This window comes from Rhodococcus sp. WS1 (assembly GCF_003797745.1).
Classification (GTDB): Bacteria; Actinomycetota; Actinomycetes; order Mycobacteriales; family Mycobacteriaceae; genus Rhodococcus_F; species Rhodococcus_F erythropolis.
The window spans coordinates 170,697-193,557 of the sequence record NZ_RKLZ01000002.1 but is presented as its reverse complement, the minus strand read 5'-3'; the positions used below and the strand labels follow the sequence as shown (position 1 = coordinate 193,557).

Genomic DNA, 22,861 nt, shown 5'->3' with positions numbered 1-22,861 from the left:
CGCGTAGGAACTTTCTTCGCTGTGATCACGGCGATATTTGCTCCTGTGACAGGATTGAGCCCGTGACTTCTGCAGTACCGACACCGCCCGCGCCCTCCGTCGACAAGCGTCCCGAGTCGATTTTCACCATTGGGACCAGGCTCGAGGACCGACTCGGACGAACCGGCACCATCCACACACCACACGGCGATATCGCGACTCCGTCGTTCGTGGCAGTCGGAACCAAGGCCACGGTCAAGGCCGTGTTGCCCGAGTCCATGAAGGAACTCGGTGCGCAGTCGTTGCTCGCCAATGCGTACCACCTGTACTTGCAGCCGGGACCCGACATCGTCGACGAGGCCGGCGGGCTGGGCAAGTTCATGAACTGGGACGGGCCCACCTTCACCGACAGCGGCGGCTTCCAGGTCATGTCGCTTGGTGTCGGGTTCAAGAAGGTGCTCGCGATGGAGGCCGTCGGTGTGCAGTCCGACGACGTCATCGCGAAGGGCAAGGAGCGTCTCGCGACAGTCGACGACGAGGGCGTGACGTTCAAATCGCACCTCGACGGCAGTAAGCATCGCTTCACCCCCGAGGTGTCGATGCAGATTCAGCATCAGCTGGGTGCCGACATCATGTTCGCGTTCGACGAGCTCACCACGTTGCTCAACACCCGCGGCTATCAGGAGCGATCGGTCGAGCGCACGCAGGCGTGGGCGATCCGCTGCATCAACGAGCACGAGAAGCTCACCGCTGAACGCGCCGAGAAGCCCTATCAGGCTCTCTTCGGGGTGATCCAAGGCGCGCAGTACGAAGATCTGCGTCGTCAAGCCTGCCGTGGCCTCGAGTCGATCGAAGGCGAGAACGGATACGGCTTCGACGGGTACGGCATCGGCGGCGCCCTCGAGAAGCAGAACCTCGGCACAATTGTGCGTTGGTGTAACGAGGAACTACCCGAGACCAAGCCGCGTCATATGCTCGGCATCAGTGAACCGGACGACTTCTTCGTCGCAATCGAGAACGGCGCGGACACTTTCGACTGCGTCAATCCGTCGCGTGTTGCTCGCAATGCCGCGATCTACGTCCGCTCCGGCCGGTTCAACATCAATACCAGCCGATTCCGTCGTGACTTCACGCCTATCGACGACGAGTGCGACTGCTACACCTGCGCCAATTACACCCGCGCGTACATCCATCACCTGTTCAAGGCGAAGGAAATGCTCGCGTCGACGCTGTGCACGATCCACAACGAGCGATTCACCGTGAAGTTGGTCGACGACATCCGAGCCAGCATCGAAGGCGGATACTTCCACGACTTCAAAGCGGACATGCTCGGAAAGTTCTATGCGGCGAAGACGCCTGCACCTCAGACGTAGGTCGGTTCGCGCTTCTTCACGTAGGCGATGACGCGGTAGGTGATCGGCATGACCAGAACCTCGACAAGCGTCTTCCACAGGAAGCCGACCAGCACGTAGTTGATGAAGTCTTCCCACGTGCTGATGCCGATGACACCGGCTGCGATGGAACAGAAGATGAGGGTGTCGGCGAATTCGCCGACGACGGTCGAGCCGATCAGCCGCGCCCACAGGTGCTTCTCCTGCATGCGCTTTTTCATCATGACCAGGACCAGGGAGTTCAGCAGCTGGCCGACGAGGTAGGCGGCCAAGCCTGCAACCAGCAGCCGGGGAATGACGCCGACCACGGTTTCGAGGGCGGCCTGGTTCTCGTAGAACTCTGCCGACGGGAGTTGCACAGCGATCCAGAAGCACGCGGCGGCAAGAATCAGTGCGCCGAAGCCCAGGTAGATCGCGCGTCGGGTCGCTTTGAAGCCGTACACCTCGCTGAGTACGTCACCGAGGACGTAGGCAAGCGGGAACAAGAAGAATCCACCATCGGTGATTATGGGCAGAATCTGCAAGGGACCGAGCGAGAAGTCGGAATCCGCAAAGAAGGCGACCCCCTTGGTCGCCGCCACGTTCGAGATCAGCAGCGTTGCGGTGAAGAGCGCGACGATTGTCGGGTAATAACCCCGGCTGACGTGCGCAAATTTGGTTTCGTGGGTCGATTCGTCTTGCTGATCCTGAGCTGTCACGTCCGTCATCCAAGCACCACAAGGCGCTCGGATGCGAGTTGGCGACCGTCCAGTTGCGCAGAACACACCGAAGGCCCTGCGGTTTCACGTGGAACCGCAGGGCCTTCGGTGATGCAAACGAACTGATCAGGCAGCTACATGGCCGCCGGTCAGCACGCGGTATGCGTAGGTACTGGCGATCAGCGCGACGGGCGCCGTCACGAGAAGACCGATTCCGCACAGCAGTGCGCCGATGATGTTGATACCGATCAGAGCGAGCGCCAGCAGGATCAACGTTCCGACGTTCGACGAGGTCAACGCGTAGCTCGATTTGATGCCCGAAATCGCATCCTGATTCTTGTCCACGATGAAGGTCAGCGTGTAGTAGAGCAGGAACGCCGCGATGATGCCGGGAATGATGCACAGAACCAAACCGACATAGGTGGCGACGGCGACAAGGAAACCGCCGAGAACAACTGCACCGATGTTCGTGAATTGGAAGAAGGTGCCGAAAGCCGGCTTGATTCCGTCCAATTCGCTCAACGCTCCACGAAGGAATGCGGCTTGGATGATGTAGCCGACGATTGCGGTGACCAATCCACCCACGATCGACAGCGCGCTGAATTCGGTATTGGTGTAGTCGAAGCCGTTGAAAGCACCCTGGATGAGTCCGGCGATCAGAAAAGCGATGATCGAGATCCCGATCCAGACCAGTGCGTTGTCTTTGAACTTGTTCCAGCCGTAGGAAATTGCCGCACCCACAGAAAGCTGGGGGGCGCCGAAGCCTGCGCCGTAGTCATTCGGGGGCGGAGGCGGGAAGTTGCCACCACCGGGAGGAGGCGGGTACCCACCGGGAGGCGGGTAGTTTCCGCCGGGAGGGGGATAGCTTCCACCCTGCGGGGGTGGAGGGAAGTTGCCCTGTGGGGGCGGCGGGTAGCCGCCGGGCGGGGGATAACTTCCACCCTGCGGAGGACCCGCCGGTGGAGGATAACTCCCCGGAGGGGGTGTTCCCTGCTGGCCGTACGGATCCTGGGGTGGGAATTGCTTCCCGTCTTCTGGGTTCTGGTTCGGGTCTTGCCCACCGGTTGTCATATATGTCTACCTAACCCTTGACTACCTGAGTCCCACCAGCGAGCTCGTCATGCTTGCCCTGCTTGGTGGGGCTGTTGTTGATGGTGACCGCGATGACGATGTACGCAACGAGCGAGAGAAGTCCTCCGATGATCGGAATGATCGACAAGAGGTTGAATGCGTTGCGAATTGCGGACTGCTGCGGAGTGGGAAGGCCCGCGCCTCCCGGGGCCTTCACCGACAGCCCAAGGAGCTTCTTGCCTGGGGTCCAACCTTGTGTGACCTCGAACCCAACGAAATATGCGAATGTCAGAAGGGCAGTCAGCAGGCCTGTTATCCAGTATCCCGAGTCGACGAAGATGATCAGGAGCCCGACCACTAGGCCGAGAATGATGTAGTCGATAAGGCGAGCGCCGAATCGAATACCCAGTCCACCGGCTTCGGCGCCAGAGGGCAGTCGATTTCCTCCGCCGTACGCACCTTGGTCGTTGAACTGCGGAGGCGGCGGGAAGTTGCCGCCTTGCGGAGGCGGCGGGTATCCACCGGGCGGCGGGTAGTTGCCACCCTGAGGGGGCGGGAAGTTCCCGCCCTGTGGAGGAGGCGGGTAGCTACCGCCCTGCGGGGGGCCTGCGGGAGGTGGGTAACTTCCGGGAGGAGGTGTTCCCTGCTGGCCATATGGATCCTGGGGTGGGAATTGCTTCCCTCCTTCTGGATTCTGGTTGGGGTCGTACCCGCCGGTTGTCATGTGTTCCCCTCAGTCGTAAATATCGCGCTCGAGTGTGACAGTGGATATGACCCTACTGGGATCAAAGAGCGATGTGGATGACATCTGCTCACTTGGATTCGGAGGTCACCTGTGGTTTAGGCTGCGTTGTATGACGAGTTCTGGGGGCAACAACGACGATTCTTCGAGCGATTACCAGGCAAAACCTGGGTACGGAGAATTTCCGAGCCTGCCGCCCGAGGGGTACGGCGTGTCCCCGTCCGAAACGCAGTCTTCACCTGAAGTTCCCGGATATACCACTCCCAACGAGCAGTACCCGGGTTATCCGCCGCCGTCGTACAACCCAACCGGTAATACGCCTCAGCCGGATGGAATTGGTGAACCCAATCCATACCTGCCGCCGCAGAATTTCGGACCGCCGAATCAATATCAGCCGAATCAATATCAGCAACCCGGACAATACGGACAAGCTCAATACGGACAGCCCCAATACGGTCAACCGCCGAATGCGTACGGTCAACCGAACCAATTCGCTGGTGGATACATCCCGCCGATGCAGCCAGTCGGCACCAATGGTCTCGCAATTGCGTCGTTGGTGGTATCGCTTGCAGGCGGTTGCTTCTACAGTCTCGGCGGAATCATCGGAATCATTTTGGGAATTGTCGCGCTCAACCAGATCAAGCAGACAGGTCAAGAGGGACGCGGTCTTGCGATAGCCGGAATTGCGGTCGGAGCAACTTTCTTGGCCATTTTTGCCGTGATTCTCGTGGTCGCACTCATCGCGAGCGCATCGTCGTCGTACTGAAGTTTGGCGTCGTACTGAAGTGGCTGGCGCTCACACGGGAGTGACTATGGACGACGCAGGAAGCGGCTTCCCGAAGTAATAGCCCTGGCCCATGTCGCAGCCGGCCTGCAAGACGTTGGCTGCGTGTTCGGCAGTTTCGACGCCCTCGGCGATCGAATCAAGCCCGAGTTTCCGAGCGATGTCGGCGATTGACTCCATGACCATGAAGGCGCGGTCTCCAGCACGACCCGCTGCGCTGACGGCCCAGGTCAAGGATTGGTCGATCTTGAGAATGTCGAGCGGCAATTCCGACAACGCGGAGAAAGACGCGAAGCCCGCCCCGAAATCATCCAGCGCGATTCGAATTCCCTCGTTATGCAAGACGTGAAGGGTCTCGGCGGCATGCCGACCCACGACGCCGAGTTCGGTGACTTCCACGATGATTCTGCTCAGTGGGGTTTCTGAACTGTCCAGCGCTCCGAGGATCTCGTGAGCGGCGTGTGGGGTAGCGAGTTGGCGAGGTGAAAAGTTGACCGCGACCATCATGTGCTCAGGCCACGACGCTGTTTGGGCACAGATCATGTCCAGAGCCTGCAGCCCGATGGGAATGATGAGCCCAGAGGATTCGGCGGAGCGCATGAAATCTTGGGGTTCGATCAACCCTCGAAGCGGATGGCGCCACCGCAGAAGTGCTTCATAGCTGATAATTGCTGACGAGTTCAGATTGACCTGGGGTTGATACAACACCTCGAATTGATGGTCGTCGAGTGCCTCGCGAAGCTCGCGGACCATGCGTATTCCTTTTCGTCCTGAGTCGCCCGTGCCGCACGTGCGTGTCAGCGTGGATGCTGCAAGTGGGTACTGCGGTCGGATCCCAGGTTCAGATCCCGGGCGTAGTTTTGCAGGGACTACTCGCCCTGAATTTCCTTCGCCAGTCTTGACCGTACTTCACTAATCGAGAATTGCCAACGAATAGCTATTGCGGACGGCTTTGTCATATCGGACAATCGAGCTTTTGTCCCGACGAGGTGTCGATTGAAACTTCACTTACTTCGCCGGGAAAATCCACGGGGTTCGGGGGATCTTGCGAGAGTCGAATCGATCCGCCAATTGGGGTGGTGTGACAACTTCGCCGGGTTCAGCGAGACCGATGCTCGACGCGATCATTGTCAGGACCTGTTCGGCACTGCGTCCGGCCTCGAGTTGATCGGCCAGAGTCACTGCGCCGTCGCGCTTCGCGAGTCGTTTGCCTTCACTGTTCAACGCGAGAGGAACGTGGGCGTACGACGGCGGTTCGATGTCGAGCAGTTGAGCAAGGTGCGCCTGACGCGGCGCCGAGGTCAGGAGGTCGTCGCCGCGGACCACCTGATCGATGTTCTGTGCACCGTCGTCGACGACAACGGCGAGGTTGTAGGCGGGTACGCCGTCTCCGCGGAGCAGGACGACGTCGTCGACTTGCCCCGTCACCTCGCCGAACAGTTCGTCGTGCACGGTGAACGAATCGATGTCGGCCCGTAGCCTCAGCGCGGGGGATCGGCCGCTTGCCGATTTCTCGGCGCGTTCGGCCGCCGACAGGTTCCGGCAAGTGCCGGGATAGGCGCCATCGGGAGCATGGGGAGCGGACGGTGCCTGCAGGATCTCCTTGCGTGTGCAGAAGCAGGGATAGGTCAGGTGGCGCTCGCGTAGTAGCTCGATAGCGTTGTGGTACAAGGGAAGACGGTGCGATTGTAAGACGACTGGGCCGTCCCATGTGAGGCCGAGCCTGCGCAGATCGTCGAGTTGTCGCTCCATCGAGCCGGGTCGGACACGGTCGAGATCCTCGACGCGAATGAGGAAGTCGCGCCCGCTGGTGCGGGCGAACAGCCAGGCCAAGAGGGCGGTACGGAAGTTTCCCAGATGGAGATCGCCGGACGGGCTCGGCGCGAAGCGTCCTGCTCCTGCCACGTCAGCTGGCGAGCCCGACGGAGGCGAGCGGGTTCTCGGCGTCGTGCAGGGTGAGGCGGATCTGGGTTTCCAAAGCGTGATCGAGGTACTGCGGCGGATACATGGCGGGGCTTCCGAGTGCGTCGAGGGCCAATCCATTGACGGTTGAAAGTAGAAGTGCCGCTCTGGTTTCCGCTTCCGGAGTTCCGATCCCGATCAGAACTGTCGAGATGCCGGTGCGGATTGTGAACAGGGTTGTCCGGCGGATTTCGGAGAGTGACTCACTGGTTGCGGCGCGCACGGCAAACGCGGCGAGCACATGCGCCTCACGCGTGCGTTGCTCGTCGAGGGGCAGGAGTTGCGAGAGCGCCTGGAACAGGGCGGTATGCGGGTCCGCGTCGGCGGACGATTCGGCCAGTCTGGTCAACAATCGATCGACGAGTGTTCGCAGTGCGAATGCGAACATCTCGTCCTTGGTCGAGAAATGATGTTGCACTGCGCCGATCGAGACACCCGCCCGTTTTGCGACCTCGCGAACGCTGGCATTTTCCAGTCCGGATTCCGCGGCGACATCGAACAATGCCGCCGCAAGCAGGTCTGGACTCGTGGAGGATTTTCGGCGTTCCGGCATACCGCGACATTACATGTGTATGGAAGTAATGCCCACGTCAGGGGTACTTTTTCACGCCTTCCGGCCGAGGAAGGCAAGGAGTTTCGTCGCTTTGTCAGCGTTGTCCGGAACCTGTATTTCCGGGCCGCACACACCGCTCATGCGGATCGACTCGCCGAGGCCCGCGGCGATCTCCGACACCCACTCCACGTCCGTGTCACGCATCGTCGTATCGGTGCCGGTCGCGGCTGCGAGATCCCAACCGTGGATGACCAGATCGAAACACAAGAACCCCTCGACCGTGGCCCCGAGGTTGGTCCGGCCGAAGTGCCCGTCGTATTCGAGGGTGGACTTTGCCGGATCGTCCAGAATGGCCTGCATCGAATCTCGGACGGCCGCCCAGGCTGCCGACGGGTCGTCGTCGACCGACGGACCGGGTGCCAATTCCAGGCCGACTACCTTGACCATGTCTCGTTCGCTGTCGAGCACGTGTCTCACCACGTCGCGGGCGGTCCAGCCCTCGCAGGGGGAATCGTTGTCCCAGCGGTCGGCGGGTACGGCGTCGATCCGCGCCGTGAATCCGGCGGCCAGATCCCGATAACGCTGGGCGGGGGAGATCTCTGTTGAAGTCATGACAGCAATCCTTCTCCACCGCGGCGCGTCATGATTGATTATTTCGGACATTCACTCGATCTCCGGGGCTTCCGCCCAGATGTCCATCGGTACGACCCCGGCGCTCTTGCCTTCGTCATCGAGAAGTCGGCCCACCCTCTTCATCGATCGCAGCACCACTGACCTGTTCAGCACCACCAGGCCCGGTGCCTCTTGTGCGAGTTGTACTTCGGTAATGGGAGTTTCGCGAAGGGAGTGTGCGGCGATCGCGAGCAGTGTGTTGGCGCGTCCACCGGATATCCGCATGCACACTCGTGTTCCAGGCACTCGCTCCACCAGAGCACGAATCGTCGACCGGTCCGTGGGATCGACATATCCCCACACCCAGGTCACGAGGGGCCAGCCGGACAGCGGTAGAGACACGTCGCAGCGGAACACGATTTGGTTGCGCGACGTCAGTTCGGCAAGTCGCCGCCTGACCGTACTTTCGCTCAGGCCGGTACCGACCGTGAGCTCGGCAATCGAGGATCGACCGTCCTCGCCCAGCTTCAATATCAATTGGCGGTCGACCGCGTCGAAAGTCTTCCCGTGATGGCGCTGATCCGTCGGAGCATATTTGTAGCGCACAGGCCGGTCTGTCATCACCGCCCGCTGCGTGGCATCGAGTACCTGCAATTTCCAGTCGTCTCCGATCGCGAAGACCTCGGTGACGAGGTGTGCACGCGAACTGACGATCCCGGGCACCGACGCGAGTGAGCGAAGCAGGAAACGCGACAGGAAAGCCATGTCTCTGACCTCGACGAGAAGAGTCAAGTCGCCTGGGCCGCTTGTGTGTTCGACGCTCAGAACCTGCGGCCAGCGGGCAAGATGTTCCGCAATCGCCAAGGCGTTCGAAGTCGTACAGTCGACTTCCACGAAAGCCAGACACGATTCCGGACGGCCGTGGCCGGTTGCCCTCGCGGAGACCCAGGCGGTGCCGGAGTCCTGTAGCCGTTGCCAGCGGCGCGCGACGGTAACCGGATCAACTTTGAGCGCGTCACCAACCGTGCGCCACGACGCTCGCGGGTCGAGTTGCAGGCAATTGATCAGGGCGAGGTCGACGTCGTCGAGCACGGCGGAATCCTGCGTTTCTTCGATCATGTTGCAAGTATCATGCATCTTCATTGTGTCTGGGATCACTTCATTCATGCTCGAAGGGCAGAACGCGGTGGCAAGTGCCCACCGCGTTCGTGCTGTGAAAGGAGAACCCAGATGTCGTCCACCACGTTGTCCGCTGTTCCAACCGAGAGAAGTCTCGACTGGGTGCAGCGCCTCATCGGAATCGATACGACGAGTGCCGTGAGCAATCGACCGTTGATCGATCTCATCGCCGCGGAACTACGTCGCCACGGGGTCGAGCCGATACTCGTTTCCGACGACGAGGGTTCCAAGCTGAACTTGTTGGCAACATTCACGCCTCCTGACGGAAGCACTGCCGGTGGAGTGATGTTTTCCGGCCATACAGATGTAGTGCCGGTCGACGATCAAGACTGGAGCAGCCACCCTTTCACTCCCGAAATTCGCGACGGAAGTCTGTACGGACGCGGCACGTGCGACATGAAGTCGTTCATCGGGATCGTTGTCGCGGCGATCCCCGACATCGTTGCTCGGCCGCTGGCGAAGCCGATTCACTTTGCATTCTCCTACGACGAGGAAGTCGGCTGCATCGGTGCGGCCGGGTTGGTCGAGGAGGTTGTTTCCCGGAACCTGCGCCCTGATGTGTGCGTCGTCGGAGAGCCGTCGGAGATGCGGGTCATTCGCGCACACAAGTCGATGAACGTCATACGTGTTGATCTGCATGGTGTTTCGGCGCACTCGTCGCTTACTCCGCAAGGAGTCAACGCGATCGAATACGGCGCGGAGTTGATTCGATTCGTCAGAAGCGCGGCCGACGAGCTCCGTGCGTCCGGCCCGTACGACGACGCATTCGACGTGGCCTGGACGACGTGCTCGGTCAATCTCGTATCCGGCGGGATCGCAGTGAACACTGTCCCCGAGGATTGCTCCATCACTTTCGAATTCAGGAGCATCAGCTCAGCTGGCGCCGCAGATTTGCTCGAACGCTTTGCCGCCGAGGCGAATCGGATCGAAAACCTGATGCAGGAAGAAAACCCGTCAGCCTCCGTGGCGATGCACGTGTCGGCCTCGGTTCCTCCCCTGGAGACGGATGCGAATGCTTCGGCGGCCGCACTGGTCGAACAATGGGGTGGTCGACCCTCGGACGAAAAGGTCGCGTACGCCACCGAGGCCGGGATGTTCGCGAGTATCGGTGTCCCCACTGTTGTGTGTGGGCCGGGAAGCATCACTCAGGCGCATGCACCTGACGAGTACGTGACACTTGACCAATTGGCACAGTGCGAGCAGTTCGTTCGGAACGTCATCGCTCACGCCCGCGCCTGACCCACCCTCACCCCCTAAGGAAAACCATGTCCACGGCAACTACGCCAACCTCCGGAGCAGTCACCCCGGAACGCCTGGCCGCTGCTCGCAAGGCGGTGATCAGCAGTTCGCTCGGCGCTGCGCTCGAATGGTTCGACGTCATCGTCTACGCATCATTTGCAGTGGTCATCGCCCATAACTTCTTTCCCGGCGGCGACAACACTCTCGGCTTGATACTGACGTTCGCGACGTTCGCGATCTCATACGTCATCCGGCCGCTTGGCGGGATGGTTCTCGGAAGCTATGCCGACCGTCGCGGGCGCAAGAACGCCTTGACGTTGACGATGATGCTGATGATGATCGGCACGCTCATCATGGCCGTGGCGCCGACGACCTCGATGATCGGGCCGTGGGCCGGCGTCGTCATCCTGGTTTCGCGACTCATTCAAGGATTCTCCGCTGGCGGTGAATTTGGTACTGCTACAACCTTCCTCGTGGAAACTGCACCGCACAAGAAGGCGTTCTACTCTTCCTGGCAGGTTGCCAGCCAGGGTGCTTCGGTTTTCCTGGCATCGTTGTTCGGATACGTGCTCAATACCCATCTCTCGCATGAAGCGCTTTACTCGTGGGGCTGGCGCGTTCCGTTCTTCTTCGGCATCATCGTCGGGCCGGTCGGTCTCTACATCCGCGCCAAGCTCGATGAAACGGACGATTTCAAGACGAGCGTCCCGGAAAAGGCCCCGCTGAAGACGACGCTGACCAGGCATCTCGGCCGGGTGCTGACCGGCGCGGCAGTAGTCGGCGTCGCGACGATCTCGATCTACCTCATCTTGTACATGCCGACGTTTGCCGTGAAGAACCTCGGAGTATCCGCCTCTGCCGGCTACCTCGGCGGAATCGTCGCCGGACTGGTCACCTTGATCACCGTGCCGTTGATCGGTCATCTTGCAGACCGGGTCGGACCTGCGAGAGTTATGACCTGGGCCGCCGTTGCGGCAATCGTCCTGGCCTGGCCGCTCTTCAAACTGATGGTCGATCACCCCTCGACTCTGACGCTCGTCCTGGTTGTTTCGGCCCTGGGCGTCATCATGGCGTTTGCCTTCGGCCCCTTGCCTGCTTTGATGAGTTCGCTGTTCTCAGCGGAGATCCGGGCTACCGGGATGTCTTTGTCGTACAACCTCGGCGTGACCTTGCTCGGCGGAATCGCGCCGTTGGTCTTGACCTGGTTGATCAGTACAACAGGCTCGCTCGACGCTCCGAGCTACTACTACATGACGGTCGCAGTGCTCTCCCTCGGCGGACTGTGGTCTGCCAGGACGCTTTTCAGTCAGAAGTGACGGCGGGGGAGCGCGGTAGCGATCATGCAACCGCGTCTCCCTCTGCCAGCGCGACAACGGTTTCCGACCCGTGCCAGTCGGGGGCTTGGGTTCGCAGTAGAGCTGCCGGGGTCAGCGAAGAGAATCGGCGGCATTCACGCGTCAAGTGGGCCTGATCGCTGAATCCGCAGTGGGCTGCGGATTCAGCGAGGCCCAGTGCGGGTCGACTGCGGGCGAGCGCCATGAAACGCTGGAGGCGCAGGATCGAGCGCAGCGTTGCAGGGCCGTATCCGAAGGCGTCGTTGCATCGACGCTGGAGTTGGCGCGAAGTCAGTGCCGCCGCGTCGGCGAGAGTGCTGACATTCCACGAATGTTCGGACAGTGCGGTGCGGACGTGGTTGATCACCGGATCGTGACGGAAGCTCGAACTTGCCCAACTCCGGACAGCGCTTTCGAGGATGGAGACTTGTTCGTGGTCTTCGGAATTTTCCAAGCGGTTCAACAGTATTCGTTCCGTGCGTGCGTCGGTTACAGCGCTGAGGTCAGCGCGAGAATCTCGAAGCTCGGACGCCGAGGTTCGCAACATCGGCGATGCCGATCCAGGGCGGAATCGAACACCCACGGAGCGTGTTCCGGGCGGAAGAGTGAATGACCATGCAGCGGTTTCGGGGCCACAGACGCGTATGCCGACGCCACGTATCCACAGCACGTCCATGCAAGCATCGGGCACGAGTAGGTGTTCACCTTCTGCGCACGCCGTCCAGCCACACACCAGGATGTCGGAGAGATCCGGGGCGACCGATTGTGGTGTGTACCAACCCATGACAAGAGCCTATCGAGCGCCACCGACACGAAGGCGAGTTCATTCGACCGGGCCGAAGCGATATCCGAACCCCCGGATGGTTTTGATGTACTTCGGTTTCGCGGGATTGGATTCGAGTTTGGACCGCAAGCTGAGAATGGTCGCGTCGACCACACGTGTCTTTTCGTGGTCGGAACCCCAGACGTTTCGGATCAGATGATCACGCGAGTACACGCGCCCAGGCTCGGTCGACAGTTCCAGGAGTACCCGCCATTCGGTCCGGCTGAGGACGAGCAGCTTTCCGCCCATCGTCGCCGTCATCGCACGTCGATCGAGGAGCAGGTCACCGTGGCGTTGGTGTTTTCCGGCGGCGGGATGCGCGGTTTCACGAAGGATCGCGGTGACCCGAAGATCGAGCGCGTGAGAATCGATCGGGTTCAGTACGAAGTCCGAGACAGCGCCATGTGGTGCTTCGTCGATGTCCTCGTGTGTATCCACCAACATCATGATCGGCATCGAACTGCGCAAGCGGATCTGTCGTGCAATCTCGTAGCCGTCGATGTCCGGCAACAAGAGATCGATCACGGCGATATCGAAACTGTCGGTGTCCAGGTCGTCGAGTAGGCGGCGCCCGGTGCGGACGAGCTGTGTTTGATGACCAAAATGTACTAATTCGGCCCCGAGTGTCTGGGCAAGCTCCGAACGGTCGGTAGCTGCAAGTATCAAGCTCACGTGAAATCCTCCCCCCGAAGGTGTTACTAGTCGTAACAGCTTGCATTCTGGCAGATCATCCACCGCATGGCCACAACAAGGTGGCTGATCAAAAGTTGAGGGAACCTGGGGCGTTCGTCGCTAGACTTCTTTCATGGGCACTCTGTTCGCGTTGACGCTGCCAGGCTTGCTCGTGCTGCTGGTTCTGTTCGCGTTCGCCGAGACTCTCTGGAACCGGCTCACCGGTGGCCGCGCACTGCCGTGGACCAGGGGGCGCACGACTCGTCCGGTCTCGGCGGCGGGCTTCGAAGAGGTTGCTGCCCTGTTTCAGGGGTCCAAGCATCATGAATTCGAACAGCGGCAGAGCGCGTTGATGCATCGTGAGGACGGAACCGACGGTGACCCGCCGTGGGTATCCGTCGATCCGGAAGCTAACAAGGTCGTTCTCCGTCGACGGAGTTGACAGTCGCCAACAGTCGACGGAGTTGACAGTCGGGCTCAGGCCCAGTGGCTGGGGCGGGTCAGTGAATCGGGGAGTGTGGTAGCCGAATCGCCAACCGCCGCGTTGATCTGGAACTGAGTGAGAAAGATACTGCCGCGGAGTTTTGCGCCGCGAATATCGGTGCCGCGCAAGTCTGCACCGATCAGATCGGCTCGATCGAGTTCGCAGTCGCGGAGGTCTGCACCGATCAGATAACTCCCGCGAAAGTTGGCCCCACGTAGGTCGGAACCACGAAATTTGGCTCCGATGAGGTCTGCGCCGCGGTGGTCGAGTTTGCGACCCTTCTTGCCCGAGACAGGTGAGCGGACAAGGTCACTCGTCTGCAAGAGCAGTGTGTTGACTGTCGCTCGGTGTGCTGAGACGTCGACGGCTTGAATCTGCGAAGGCGTGCCGTTGGTCAGGCTTTCCGTCTCTGCGAGTGCAGCGTCGAGTTCCTTTCGTATCGAGTGGGTTTGCTTCAGCGAGCGGGCTTCGGCGAGATACCAGAGCAGTTCGTGCAACTGGCGTACGACAGGGAACGTTTCGAACATGTCTGACGCGGTCTCCGGGGCATCATGCCAGCTGATGCCGTCGTAGGTCTGCTGTGAAACCTTCTGTCCCGCACCGAAACAGTCGTAGACGGTGCAACCGGTGAAGCCCTTCTTTCGCAATCCGGTGTGAATGCCGCAGCGGAAATCCTGCTGCAGGTTCTTGCAGGGGTCGCCGGCATTCTTGTTGGTCGCGAAGTCGGAGGACTTGGAAAAGGGGAGTGCGACGCAGCACAGGCCGAAGCAACTGCTGCAATCCGCGAGCAGATTGGTCTGGCCGGCAATCACGCGTACTCCCGATTGTTGGGTTGGACGGAAAGTCTGGCTTCGAGTTCGTGAGTCTGTCAAACGAAATTGCGTGGTTCGGCAGCAAGAAGTCCAGCGACTCCGAGGTCGTATCCCGCGCAAATTGCGGGGTACCAATCCGGCAGACGTGATTCCGGACCACGCTCGTGAAGTAGGTCGAAAATCGGGTGGACGGCCCAGCTCGCTGCAACCAGTCGCCGTGCGGTACTCGGCTGCAGAACCAGTGCGCCGACGAAGACCACAAATGTTGCGGACACTGCACTCCATTCGCGAACGGGAATGGAGACGTCGACCAGGCGTCCCTGCCGAGCTTGTCCCTGCCGAGCCACGGGATAAACGGCCGCGGCGACCACGAGGCCGGCGGCGTAGGCAGGTGTTCGGCGGTGAGACATCCACTTTTTCACGGGGGCGTCGACAAGTGCACTCAGTATCAGGCCGGTACCTGCTGCGATGACCCGGCCAGTTGTCGAGGGACGCATTCGTCGACAGTATCGCTGCTCGGCGATGCTTCGTGGCAAAGAAAAAGTCCCCGACCAAGACTGGTCGGGGACTTCCCTGGCGGAGGATAGGGGATTTGAACCCCTGAGGGCGTTAACCCAACCCGCGTTCCAGGCGAGCGCCATAGGCCACTAGGCGAATCCTCCGTGGAGCAGCATACCCAATTGCAGGCGTGAAGCGTTAAACGGGTACCTGACCTGCGAAGAACCGGTGGATCTCAGGGTTTGCATCTCCACCCCGGTAGGTGGTGTGCAGCGGCCGACGAAAGCCGTCTACACTGTTCATTGGATCCCGCGCGGCGCGCATCCTGTGAACTCCCCCAGGGCCGGAAGGCAGCAAGGGTCAACGGGCTCTGCCGGGTGCGCGGGGTCCTCTATTTTTTCACATACCCGACCCCGCCTCGTCGGTGAAAGGCCGCTCCGGATGCCTATCCAAACCCAGATCGGGTTGATGAGCCATGAAGAACTCACCTCCGAGCATGAGAGCCAGAGCGCGAAGTACACGCAGCTCCAGGCGCAGAAGCTCGCACTCGATCTGACCCGCGGTAAGCCTTCCCCGGAACAACTCGACCTTTCCGCAGAGCTGCTGACGCTGCCCGGCGACGGTGACTTCCGTGACGGCAGCGGCACCGACTGCCGCAACTACGGCGGACTCACCGGTCTGCCGGAACTGCGCGCCATCTTCGGTGAGCTGCTGGGTATCCCCGTTGCGAACCTTCTCGCCGGCAACAACGCGAGCCTCGAGATCATGCACGACAACGTCGTGTTCTCACTGCTGCACGGCACTCCGGATTCGGCCCGGCCGTGGGCACAGGAAGAGAAGATCAAGTTTCTCTGCCCCGCACCGGGCTACGACCGCCACTTCGCGATCACCGAGTCCCTCGGCATCGAGATGATTGCGGTGCCGATGAACCACGACGGCCCGGATGTCGTCAAGATCGCCGAACTTGTTGCGTCAGATCCGCAGATCAAGGGCATGTGGGCGGTTCCGGTTTACGCGAACCCCACCGGCGCCGTGTACTCCGAAGAAATTGTCCGGACGCTCGCGTCGATGCCGACGGCCGCGCCGGACTTCCGCCTGTACTGGGACAACGCATATGCCGTGCATCCTCTCGTCGGCGAGACCGCACCTTCCTACGACATTCTCTCGATGGCAGCGGAGGCCGGACACCCCAACCGTCCGCTCGTGTTCGCGTCGACGTCCAAGATCACTTTCGCCGGCGCTGGTGTGAGCTTCTTCGGTAGCTCGGCGGAAAACCTTGCCTGGTACCAGAAGTTCCTGGGTAAGAAGAGCATCGGACCTGACAAGGTCAATCAGCTTCGCCACCTGCGTTTCTTCGGCAATGCCGACGGCGTTCGTGCGCACATGGAGAAGCATCGCGCGTTCCTCGCACCCAAGTTCGAGCTCGTACTGCGGATCCTCGAGGATCGTCTCGGTGCTTCGAAGGTCGCGTCCTGGACCGAGCCGAAGGGCGGATACTTCATCAGCCTCGACGTGGTCGACGGCACGGCCAAGCGCGTCATCGAACTGGCGAAGAACGCGGGTATCGCGCTCACCGCTGCCGGATCGGCTTTCCCGTACAGCACGGATCCGGACGACCGGAACATCCGGTTGGCCCCGAGCTTCCCGTCCACGGCTGAACTCGAAGTTGCCATGGACGGCGTGGCGACGTGTGTCCTGCTCGCAGCCACCGAATCGCGTCTCTCCGAGATCTGAGTTCTCTAAGCGGCGTGCCCGGTCGGTACTTTTCGGTCTCGTCTTGTACCGTTCGGAGCATCAATTCCCGACATAGGGTGTAAATCCCGGAGGTTGTAGTGACGGGCGCGATCAACGCTTCGGATGGACCCTCTTTCGAGGCGCACACCGCGAAATCAGAGTCGGTCATCGAAGCTGACATACCGCGACGCAGTCTCCGTGTCGGTGTTCTCGGATTCTCTGTGCTCGGTGTTCTGGCAGTCGCGTCCGTGCTGATGGTTCTTTTCGCCGTGCCGATGAATACGCGGTACTGGGGGATCTTCGAAAATTTCCTCGATCTCGACGTCTACCGCCACGGCGGCAGCGTTGTGGTTCAGGGCCTTCCGTTGTACGACGGGCCAGTCCTGGAAGGGATGATGTTCACGTACACCCCGTTTGCGGCTTTGCTGTTCACGGTGTGGGCGGTGCTCTCGTTCAAACAGGCGATTGTCGTGTGGACGGGTTTGAACATCGCTGCGTTGTTCGCAGTGATCGTGTTGTGCTGGAAGTACCTCGGTTATCGGCTCGACGTGAAGGCTTACGCCGTCAGTGCGTTGGCCACCACGATCTTTCTGTTCATGGAACCGATACGTACGACGCTCTGGCTCGGGCAGATCAACATCTTCCTGCTGCTCTTGATCGTGTGGGACCTCGGTCGGGACGAGAAGAGTCGGCTCCGAGGAATCGGGGCAGGCATCGCCGCCGGTGTGAAGCTCACTCCGGCCTTCTTCTGGGCGTACCTCTTCATCACTCGTCAATGGCGTGCGTTGGTGACGGCCGTCGTGACGTTCGCGGCGACCGTCGCGATTGGTTTCGTCGTGATCTACAACGATGCGTACAAGTACTGGACCGGCACTCTTGTCGACAGCGAACGCGTCGGACCGACGGATGCTCCGAGCAACCAGTCCGTGTCCGGTCTGATTGCTCAGCTCACTCACACTCCGACGCCGTCGCGGGTCCTGGTCCTCGTCTTCAGTGCGCTGGCAGTATGCCTCGGACTCGGTGCCGCGTGGATTGCTCACCGGCACGGCCAGAAATTGCTCGGCCTCACCATGACGGGGTTGACTGCGACCACTGTCTCGCCGTTCTCGTGGGGTCATCACTGGGTGTGGTTCGTCCCGCTGGTCGTCCTCGCCGCGCACTACGCGATGGTGTCGAAGAAGCGCTGGGCGTGGGTGGCGCCGTTCGTTTTCCTGCTCCCAGTCTTGAACTGGTCTCACACCTGGTGGGACCCGTCGGTCATTCCGGGTACGGATCGCTTTGTCGGAATGGGTCTGTTCATGTTCGTGCCACCCGAGTATCTGCGGATTCCGACCGTCGGCGTCTACCTCTGGGTCTTCACGCTTGCCGCGGTCTCGACGTTGGTTCTGTTCGGCTGGAAGAAGTGGAAGATTCCGGCTCCGGATGCGTCGGCGCCGGTCACAACTGCCGCCTGACGTGGCAGTATCGGACTCATGGCACTTCAACTGAACCTTGTCGGTGACCCCGAAGCTGATGCCCTCCTCGCCGAGGACCCGTTGGCGTTGTTGATCGGAATGCTTCTCGATCAACAGGTTCCGATGGAAACGGCCTTCCTCGGTCCGAAGAAGCTGGCGGATCGGCTCAGCGGTATCGACGTCAGGCGTATCGCCGACATGGACACCGACGAGTTCATCGCCATCTGTGCCGAGCCTCCGGCTGTGCACCGATTCCCCAAGTCGATGGGCGAGCGTATCCAGCTCATGTGCCAGTTCATCGTCGAGAACTACGACGGCGACACCGCGGCGATCTGGACTTCGGGAAATCCCGACGGCAAGGAAGTGCTGAAGCGGCTCAAAGCCCTACCCGGTTACGGGGATCAGAAAGCCCGGATCTTCCTGGCGTTGCTCGGAAAACAGATCGGCGTCGAGCCGAAAGGTTGGCGCCAAGCGGCCGGCGACTACGGGCTCGAGGGGTCGAGGCGCTCGATTGCAGACGTGGTCGACGAACAGTCTTTGCTCGAGGTCCGCGAGTTCAAGAAGGCCGCAAAGGCGGCAGCGAAGGCCGACAAGAAGTAGCCGCTTTCAGGATTTCCGGGACCCGCTGGCACGCACTACTTTCATCAGGTCGCCTGCGGGGCCCTCGAGCTGACGCGGCGGGCGCCACACTGCACGCAGGGATCGGTCGAGTTCCAAGCCTTCGACGGCTACGACCCGAAGTTCTCCCTGCTTCACCTGGTCCTCGACGGCCAGCGTGCTCAGTACCGCCGGGCCGACGCCACCGAGCACGCTGGTTCGAATCGCGGCCGAACTACCCAGTTCCAACAACGGTGCACCGCGCTCGTATTCGTGTAACGCCAGGTCGAGAGTCGTTCTGGTTCCCGATCCGGGCTCACGCACCAGCAGAGGTGTCGCTGCCAGTTCGGCGACGGTCAGCGGCTTTCGTCGACGCGCCCATGGATGATCCGGATGAACGACCACGACCAGCGAGTCACGCGCGACGGTGACGCTGGGCAGGCTCTTCGGAACGGTCGGTGACTCGACGAATCCGAGGTCACACATTCCTACTTCGACGGCTTCGAGTACGCGTGTCGAGTTGTAGACCTGAAGGTGGACGGTGACACCAGGATGCAGTGATCGAAAGACGCCGAGCCAGGCCGGGATCAGATGTTCGGCGACGGTCATGCTGGCACACACGGTCAATTCCGCGGATCGTTCGGTCCGCATCCCTTCGGCGACGTCGAGAAGCTGCCTCGAGTTGGCGAGGACGCGGCGCGCCCAGTGGACGATGACGGTCCCCTGCGGAGTCAAAGTCGCCCCCGTCGACCTTCGGTGTATGAGTGGCATCCCGAGCTGCCGCTCGAGGGCTTTGACGGCGCGGCTGGCATTCGGTTGTGCGATGTGAGCCAGACGGCTTGCAGCACTGAGGCTTCCGTGATCATCGATGCCGACGAGTAGCTCGAGTGTGGTGAGGTCGGGCCACCTTCTGGTCATGCAGACAGGCTATACCCAGCATCTATTCCATATCGATCTGATATGTCGTGATGGTAGAAATCGCCCTACCGGAGCGATGGTGGCTCAAGGACGCTGGATGAGTGAACCGTGATGTGAAGTCCGTGGCCGAGAAACCCGCAGTCGCCCCTTCGTCAGAAGTACGACGGTGGTCGAGCGTCGCTGCATTGATGCCCGGAGTTGCGTTGTGCGCCTTGGGGGCCACGGTCGCGCTGGTTGCCGGTCAGTTCACCTCCGCCGTGAGTCCGTTGCTGATTGCGATAGTGGCGGGTGCGGTGTTGGCGAATACCGTCTCTTTGCCGGCGAAATTCCAACCTGGCCTGGCATTCTCGGCGAAACGGCTACTTCGGGTGGGTATCGCTCTGCTCGGGCTGCAATTGATGTTCTCCGACATCGTCGGTTTGGGTTGGGGAGTGATCGCCGTTGTGGTGGCGATAGTGTTCCTCGGTATCGCCGGGACCATGTATGCCGGAAAGCTTCTGGGATTGAGTTGGTCGCAGAGGATTCTGATTGCCTGCGGCTTCTCGATCTGTGGCGCCGCCGCTGTGGCTGCTGCGGACGGTGTGGTGAATGCGCGAGAGGAAGAGTTGCTGACCGCTGTTGCGCTGGTGGTGATCTTCGGAACTCTGATGATTCCGACGATCCCCTTGCTGGCCGATGCTTTCGGTATGAACGAGATCGAGGCGGGCATGTGGGCCGGTGGGTCGATCCACGAAGTGGCACAAGTAGTGGCTGCCGGCAGCGCTCTCGGCGCCACCGCGTTGGGTGTCGCGACCGTGGTGAAACTTGCGCGCGTATTGATGTTGGCGCCGGTCATGGCGTTTCTGAGCATTCGGCAACGCACGATGGTCGACAACACCGCAACGAAGCGGCCCCCGCTGATTCCGTTGTTCGTCGTGGCATTCATCGGCTGCATGGGTTTGCGCTCCACCGGAATGTTGCCAAATGAGCTTCTCGGATTGGCGAAGACTGTGCAGACGGCGCTGTTGGCTGCTGCGATGTTCGCTCTCGGGCTGGGGGTGCGGCTGAGCGTCATTCGTGGAGTGGGCGCACGACCATTCGTTCTGGCCGCGATTTCCACCGTGTGGGTGGCGACGATCGCCTACGTCGGAGTCGTGCTGGTCAGCTGATCGAGCGTTGAGTCCGCCATGCGCTCGGGCTCGTCGAGAACTGAGTGCGAAACCAGCGCGAGAAACTACCCTGCGTCGAAAACCCCAGGTGGACCGCCACTTCGGTCAATGAATAGCGAGGGTTGGCGACAAATCGTTCCGCGAGGGTGCTTCGGACCGAATTGAGAACGGCCGTGAACGTATCTCCGGATTCGGCGAGATGACGGTGCAGTGTCCGCCGGTCGAACCCGAGGCTTCGTGCCACCTGCTCGACAGAGCAGCGGCCGGTCGGAAGCAGAACTTCGATCAATTCCTTGGTGCGGCTGAGGGTGTCGGAGGTTTCCGATGCGGGAAGTGAGTCGAGGAACTGGCGAGCGTACGGCCGGAGCAACTCGTCGGACAGTTGGTTTGCCGCATCCAGGTCGGCGGCGAAGAAAACGATTCCGGTGAATTCGTGATCGAATTCCACGGTGTCGCCGAGGATTCGTCGATGCGTGCTCGTATCTTTCGGGGCATTGTGTGTGAATCCCACGCTGACCGGATGCCATCGAGAACCCAGGAAACTTCGCAGGATCTGCAGCGTCGCGCCGACTGCGAGTTCGACGCTCTGTCTGGTGTCGACCGGTTCGCCGACCTCGAGCGAGATTCGCAGGGTGGCGAGTCCGTTGACCTCGTTCAATCGGATGCGCAATGACTCGTTGTACGTGTGCTCGTATCGCATCAATACGTCGAGCGCGCTCCTGACGTCTGGTTCTTCCCTGATGACCAAGCTGAGGGGACCGAGATTGGACAGTCGACGCAGGCCGGCGAGTAGAAGCCCGAAGTCTTCGTGTCCGGACTCCGCTGCCGATCGCTCCAGGAGCGATGCGATGGAGGCGGCCGGTACCCATTGGTCGGGGTTCGCCAGGCTTGCCGGGCTCAGGCCGACACTTCTCATGAGGGCCACAGCGTCCACGTCCACTGTTCGGCACAGGTCGACGTATCGGTTCAGTGACGCGTAGCGGGCGAGTGGCTTCATAGGGCCCCCTTTACTCGATGTCCCGAAATGTTGTGTTGTGTGTCTCGTCAAGTTAAGCATGTGAGCCGGATCTCACATAGTTTTGTTCACATCAGTTCGGCACGACCGCGAAGTCGAGCACCGACTTCTGGAAGTTGTTGCGTACGAATACAGCTCGACCGTAATCGAGTCGAGCCCGCCCACAGAATTGGAGAGCATTGATGGCAAACGCCATTCGGTTCCATGAGATCGGCACACCGTCCGTCATGCGTTGGGAAGAGATCGAGGTAGGACGACCCGGTGCCGGAGAGGTTCGGGTTCGTCATGAAGCGGTGGGGTTGAACTTCGCCGACACCTACTTTCGAAGTGGCCTCTATCCTGCGCAATTGCCTGCCGGGATGGGCGTTGAGGGCGCCGGTGTGGTCGAAGAGATTGGCGAGGGAGTAGTCGATTTTGCAGTGGGGGACCGTGTGACCTACACCGGCAGTCCGCTGGGTGCGTACGCCACCGAGCGGATCATGGCGTCGTCCGACCTGATCGCGCTACCCGACGGCATCACCTTCGACACCGCGGCCGCCATGACCATGCGAGGACTGACCGCCGCCTACCTTCTGCGTCGCATCTACCCGTTGAAAGCGGGAGACACCGTGTTGCTGCATGCTGCGGCGGGCGGGGTTGGACTGATCTTCACCCAGTGGGCAAAACTGTTGGGAATCAAAGTGATCGGAACGGTGTCGAGCGACGAGAAGGCGAGCGTTGCCCGAGCTCACGGGTGCGATGAAGTCGTCATCTACACCCGCGAGGACGTCGTAGCGCGTGTCAAGGAGATCACCGGGGGCGTCGGCGTGCCGGTTGTCTACGACAGTATCGGGCAATCCACGTTCGACATCTCTCTCGATTGCCTTGCCAGGCGCGGGCTGCTGGTGTGCTTCGGAACGGCGTCCGGGCCGACTCCGCCGATTCAGGCAATGCAGTTGGCCGTCAAGGGATCTCTCTTCCTCACACGTCCGGCACTTGCCGATTACATCGCAGATCCCGAGGAACGTGCCGAATTGGCGGGCGAACTGTTCTCACACGTCGAATCCGGGCGAATCAAGATCGAGATCAACCAGCGATACCCCCTCGAAGATGCGGTGCGTGCGCACCACGACATGGAGTCCGGTCGCAGTATCGGTTCCTCCGTCTTCTCCGTCTGAACCGA

General features: G+C 60.8%; 24 protein-coding genes, 1 tRNA gene and 1 other RNA gene. 11 read left to right on the top strand and 15 right to left on the bottom strand.

Annotated elements, in window-relative coordinates; all coding sequences use genetic code 11:
• The first annotated feature begins 62 nt into the window (after nucleotides 1–62).
• A complete protein-coding gene (gene tgt / locus EEB12_RS13415) occupies nucleotides 63–1,352 on the top strand; it encodes a tRNA guanosine(34) transglycosylase Tgt (protein WP_019746508.1) in 1,290 nt (429 codons plus the stop codon).
• Here the strand turns inward: tgt and EEB12_RS13410 are convergent.
• The 3 genes from EEB12_RS13410 to EEB12_RS31140 all read right to left on the bottom strand — a co-directional run bounded on the left by EEB12_RS13410 (nucleotide 1,343) and on the right by EEB12_RS31140 (nucleotide 3,863).
• Nucleotides 1,343–2,077: a queuosine precursor transporter gene (locus EEB12_RS13410; RefSeq protein WP_019746509.1), complete on the bottom strand. Its 735-nt coding sequence runs from the start codon at nucleotides 2,075–2,077 to the stop codon at nucleotides 1,343–1,345. The two genes, tgt and EEB12_RS13410, sit on opposite strands and share 10 nt — an antisense overlap.
• A 117-nt stretch (nucleotides 2,078–2,194) precedes the next feature.
• Nucleotides 2,195–3,139 (bottom strand): hypothetical protein, encoded by a 945-nt coding sequence (locus EEB12_RS13405; RefSeq protein ID WP_229757068.1) that lies wholly within the window; start codon nucleotides 3,137–3,139, stop codon nucleotides 2,195–2,197.
• A gap of 10 nt (nucleotides 3,140–3,149) precedes the next feature.
• Nucleotides 3,150–3,863 (bottom strand): RDD family protein, encoded by a 714-nt coding sequence (locus tag EEB12_RS31140; RefSeq protein WP_029254274.1) that lies wholly within the window; start codon nucleotides 3,861–3,863, stop codon nucleotides 3,150–3,152.
• 130 nt (nucleotides 3,864–3,993) lie between these two features.
• On the opposite strand from EEB12_RS31140, the gene EEB12_RS31135 reads away from it, so the two are divergent.
• Entirely contained in the window at nucleotides 3,994–4,647 is a 654-nt protein-coding gene (locus EEB12_RS31135) for a DUF4190 domain-containing protein (RefSeq protein ID WP_019746512.1), read from the top strand.
• 30 nt (nucleotides 4,648–4,677) lie between these two features.
• On the opposite strand, the gene EEB12_RS13390 is transcribed toward EEB12_RS31135, so the two are convergent.
• The 5 genes from EEB12_RS13390 to EEB12_RS13370 all read right to left on the bottom strand — a co-directional run bounded on the left by EEB12_RS13390 (nucleotide 4,678) and on the right by EEB12_RS13370 (nucleotide 8,911).
• A complete protein-coding gene (locus EEB12_RS13390) occupies nucleotides 4,678–5,418 on the bottom strand; it encodes an EAL domain-containing protein (RefSeq protein WP_019746513.1) in 741 nt (246 codons plus the stop codon).
• Nucleotides 5,419–5,673: 255 nt separating this feature from the next.
• Complete coding sequence (gluQRS, locus tag EEB12_RS13385) at nucleotides 5,674–6,570, bottom strand: tRNA glutamyl-Q(34) synthetase GluQRS (RefSeq protein WP_141487936.1); 897 nt, start codon at nucleotides 6,568–6,570, stop codon at nucleotides 5,674–5,676.
• Nucleotide 6,571: 1 nt separating this feature from the next.
• Complete coding sequence (locus EEB12_RS13380; protein ID WP_019746515.1) at nucleotides 6,572–7,180, bottom strand: TetR/AcrR family transcriptional regulator; 609 nt, start codon at nucleotides 7,178–7,180, stop codon at nucleotides 6,572–6,574.
• Between the two features lie 51 nt (nucleotides 7,181–7,231).
• A complete protein-coding gene (locus EEB12_RS13375) occupies nucleotides 7,232–7,792 on the bottom strand; it encodes a TIGR03086 family metal-binding protein (protein ID WP_020968193.1) in 561 nt (186 codons plus the stop codon).
• A 51-nt stretch (nucleotides 7,793–7,843) separates the two neighbouring features.
• Nucleotides 7,844–8,911, bottom strand: coding sequence for an Lrp/AsnC family transcriptional regulator (locus tag EEB12_RS13370; RefSeq protein WP_228117863.1), 1,068 nt, complete (start codon nucleotides 8,909–8,911; stop codon nucleotides 7,844–7,846).
• A gap of 111 nt (nucleotides 8,912–9,022) precedes the next feature.
• Here EEB12_RS13370 and argE point away from each other — a divergent pair, with 111 nt between their 5' ends.
• Both argE and EEB12_RS13360 read left to right on the top strand, forming a co-directional pair.
• On the top strand, nucleotides 9,023–10,210 hold the full coding sequence (gene argE / locus EEB12_RS13365; RefSeq protein WP_019746518.1) for an acetylornithine deacetylase: 1,188 nt from the start codon (nucleotides 9,023–9,025) through the stop codon (nucleotides 10,208–10,210).
• Nucleotides 10,211–10,236: 26 nt separating this feature from the next.
• A complete protein-coding gene (locus tag EEB12_RS13360; protein ID WP_141487935.1) occupies nucleotides 10,237–11,526 on the top strand; it encodes an MFS transporter in 1,290 nt (429 codons plus the stop codon).
• Nucleotides 11,527–11,548: 22 nt separating this feature from the next.
• Here the strand turns inward: EEB12_RS13360 and EEB12_RS13355 are convergent, their stop codons facing one another.
• Both EEB12_RS13355 and EEB12_RS13350 read right to left on the bottom strand, forming a co-directional pair.
• Nucleotides 11,549–12,328: a helix-turn-helix domain-containing protein gene (locus EEB12_RS13355; RefSeq protein ID WP_141487934.1), complete on the bottom strand. Its 780-nt coding sequence runs from the start codon at nucleotides 12,326–12,328 to the stop codon at nucleotides 11,549–11,551.
• A gap of 39 nt (nucleotides 12,329–12,367) precedes the next feature.
• Nucleotides 12,368–13,039: a response regulator transcription factor gene (locus EEB12_RS13350; protein WP_019746521.1), complete on the bottom strand. Its 672-nt coding sequence runs from the start codon at nucleotides 13,037–13,039 to the stop codon at nucleotides 12,368–12,370.
• Nucleotides 13,040–13,172: 133 nt separating this feature from the next.
• Here EEB12_RS13350 and EEB12_RS13345 point away from each other — a divergent pair, with 133 nt between their 5' ends.
• Nucleotides 13,173–13,481, top strand: a complete 309-nt coding sequence (locus EEB12_RS13345) for a DUF6191 domain-containing protein (RefSeq protein WP_007731580.1) — start codon at nucleotides 13,173–13,175, stop codon at nucleotides 13,479–13,481.
• Nucleotides 13,482–13,516: 35 nt separating this feature from the next.
• Here the strand turns inward: EEB12_RS13345 and EEB12_RS13340 are convergent, their stop codons facing one another.
• The 3 genes from EEB12_RS13340 to EEB12_RS13330 form a co-directional block, all read right to left on the bottom strand.
• The gene (locus EEB12_RS13340; RefSeq protein ID WP_019746522.1) at nucleotides 13,517–14,335 is read right to left on the bottom strand and encodes a pentapeptide repeat-containing protein; all 819 of its coding nucleotides are present in this window, start codon (nucleotides 14,333–14,335) and stop codon (nucleotides 13,517–13,519) included.
• Nucleotides 14,336–14,391: 56 nt separating this feature from the next.
• Nucleotides 14,392–14,832, bottom strand: coding sequence for a hypothetical protein (locus EEB12_RS13335; protein WP_019746523.1), 441 nt, complete (start codon nucleotides 14,830–14,832; stop codon nucleotides 14,392–14,394).
• A gap of 77 nt (nucleotides 14,833–14,909) precedes the next feature.
• Nucleotides 14,910–14,997 (bottom strand) — tRNA-Ser (locus tag EEB12_RS13330).
• A 136-nt stretch (nucleotides 14,998–15,133) separates the two neighbouring features.
• Between EEB12_RS13330 and ffs the strand changes: the two genes are divergently transcribed.
• The 4 genes from ffs (at nucleotide 15,134) to EEB12_RS13310 (ending at nucleotide 18,621) form a co-directional block, all read left to right on the top strand.
• Nucleotides 15,134–15,233, top strand: an RNA gene (gene ffs / locus EEB12_RS13325) — signal recognition particle sRNA small type.
• Between the two features lie 41 nt (nucleotides 15,234–15,274).
• Nucleotides 15,275–16,567, top strand: a complete 1,293-nt coding sequence (locus EEB12_RS13320) for an aminotransferase class I/II-fold pyridoxal phosphate-dependent enzyme (RefSeq protein ID WP_019746524.1) — start codon at nucleotides 15,275–15,277, stop codon at nucleotides 16,565–16,567.
• Between the two features lie 98 nt (nucleotides 16,568–16,665).
• A complete protein-coding gene (locus tag EEB12_RS13315; RefSeq protein WP_020968199.1) occupies nucleotides 16,666–18,021 on the top strand; it encodes a glycosyltransferase 87 family protein in 1,356 nt (451 codons plus the stop codon).
• Between the two features lie 18 nt (nucleotides 18,022–18,039).
• Nucleotides 18,040–18,621, top strand: a complete 582-nt coding sequence (locus tag EEB12_RS13310) for an HhH-GPD-type base excision DNA repair protein (protein WP_019746526.1) — start codon at nucleotides 18,040–18,042, stop codon at nucleotides 18,619–18,621.
• A gap of 6 nt (nucleotides 18,622–18,627) precedes the next feature.
• On the opposite strand, the gene EEB12_RS13305 is transcribed toward EEB12_RS13310, so the two are convergent.
• A complete protein-coding gene (locus EEB12_RS13305; protein ID WP_020905889.1) occupies nucleotides 18,628–19,536 on the bottom strand; it encodes a LysR family transcriptional regulator in 909 nt (302 codons plus the stop codon).
• 101 nt (nucleotides 19,537–19,637) lie between these two features.
• On the opposite strand from EEB12_RS13305, the gene EEB12_RS13300 reads away from it, so the two are divergent.
• Entirely contained in the window at nucleotides 19,638–20,684 is a 1,047-nt protein-coding gene (locus EEB12_RS13300) for a YeiH family protein (protein WP_024487913.1), read from the top strand.
• On the opposite strand, the gene EEB12_RS13295 is transcribed toward EEB12_RS13300, so the two are convergent.
• Nucleotides 20,677–21,681: an AraC family transcriptional regulator gene (locus EEB12_RS13295; RefSeq protein ID WP_021342611.1), complete on the bottom strand. Its 1,005-nt coding sequence runs from the start codon at nucleotides 21,679–21,681 to the stop codon at nucleotides 20,677–20,679. The genes EEB12_RS13300 and EEB12_RS13295 overlap by 8 nt on opposite strands.
• A gap of 200 nt (nucleotides 21,682–21,881) precedes the next feature.
• Here EEB12_RS13295 and EEB12_RS13290 point away from each other — a divergent pair, with 200 nt between their 5' ends.
• On the top strand, nucleotides 21,882–22,856 hold the full coding sequence (locus EEB12_RS13290; RefSeq protein ID WP_141487933.1) for a quinone oxidoreductase family protein: 975 nt from the start codon (nucleotides 21,882–21,884) through the stop codon (nucleotides 22,854–22,856).
• Nucleotides 22,857–22,861 lie beyond the last annotated feature (5 nt).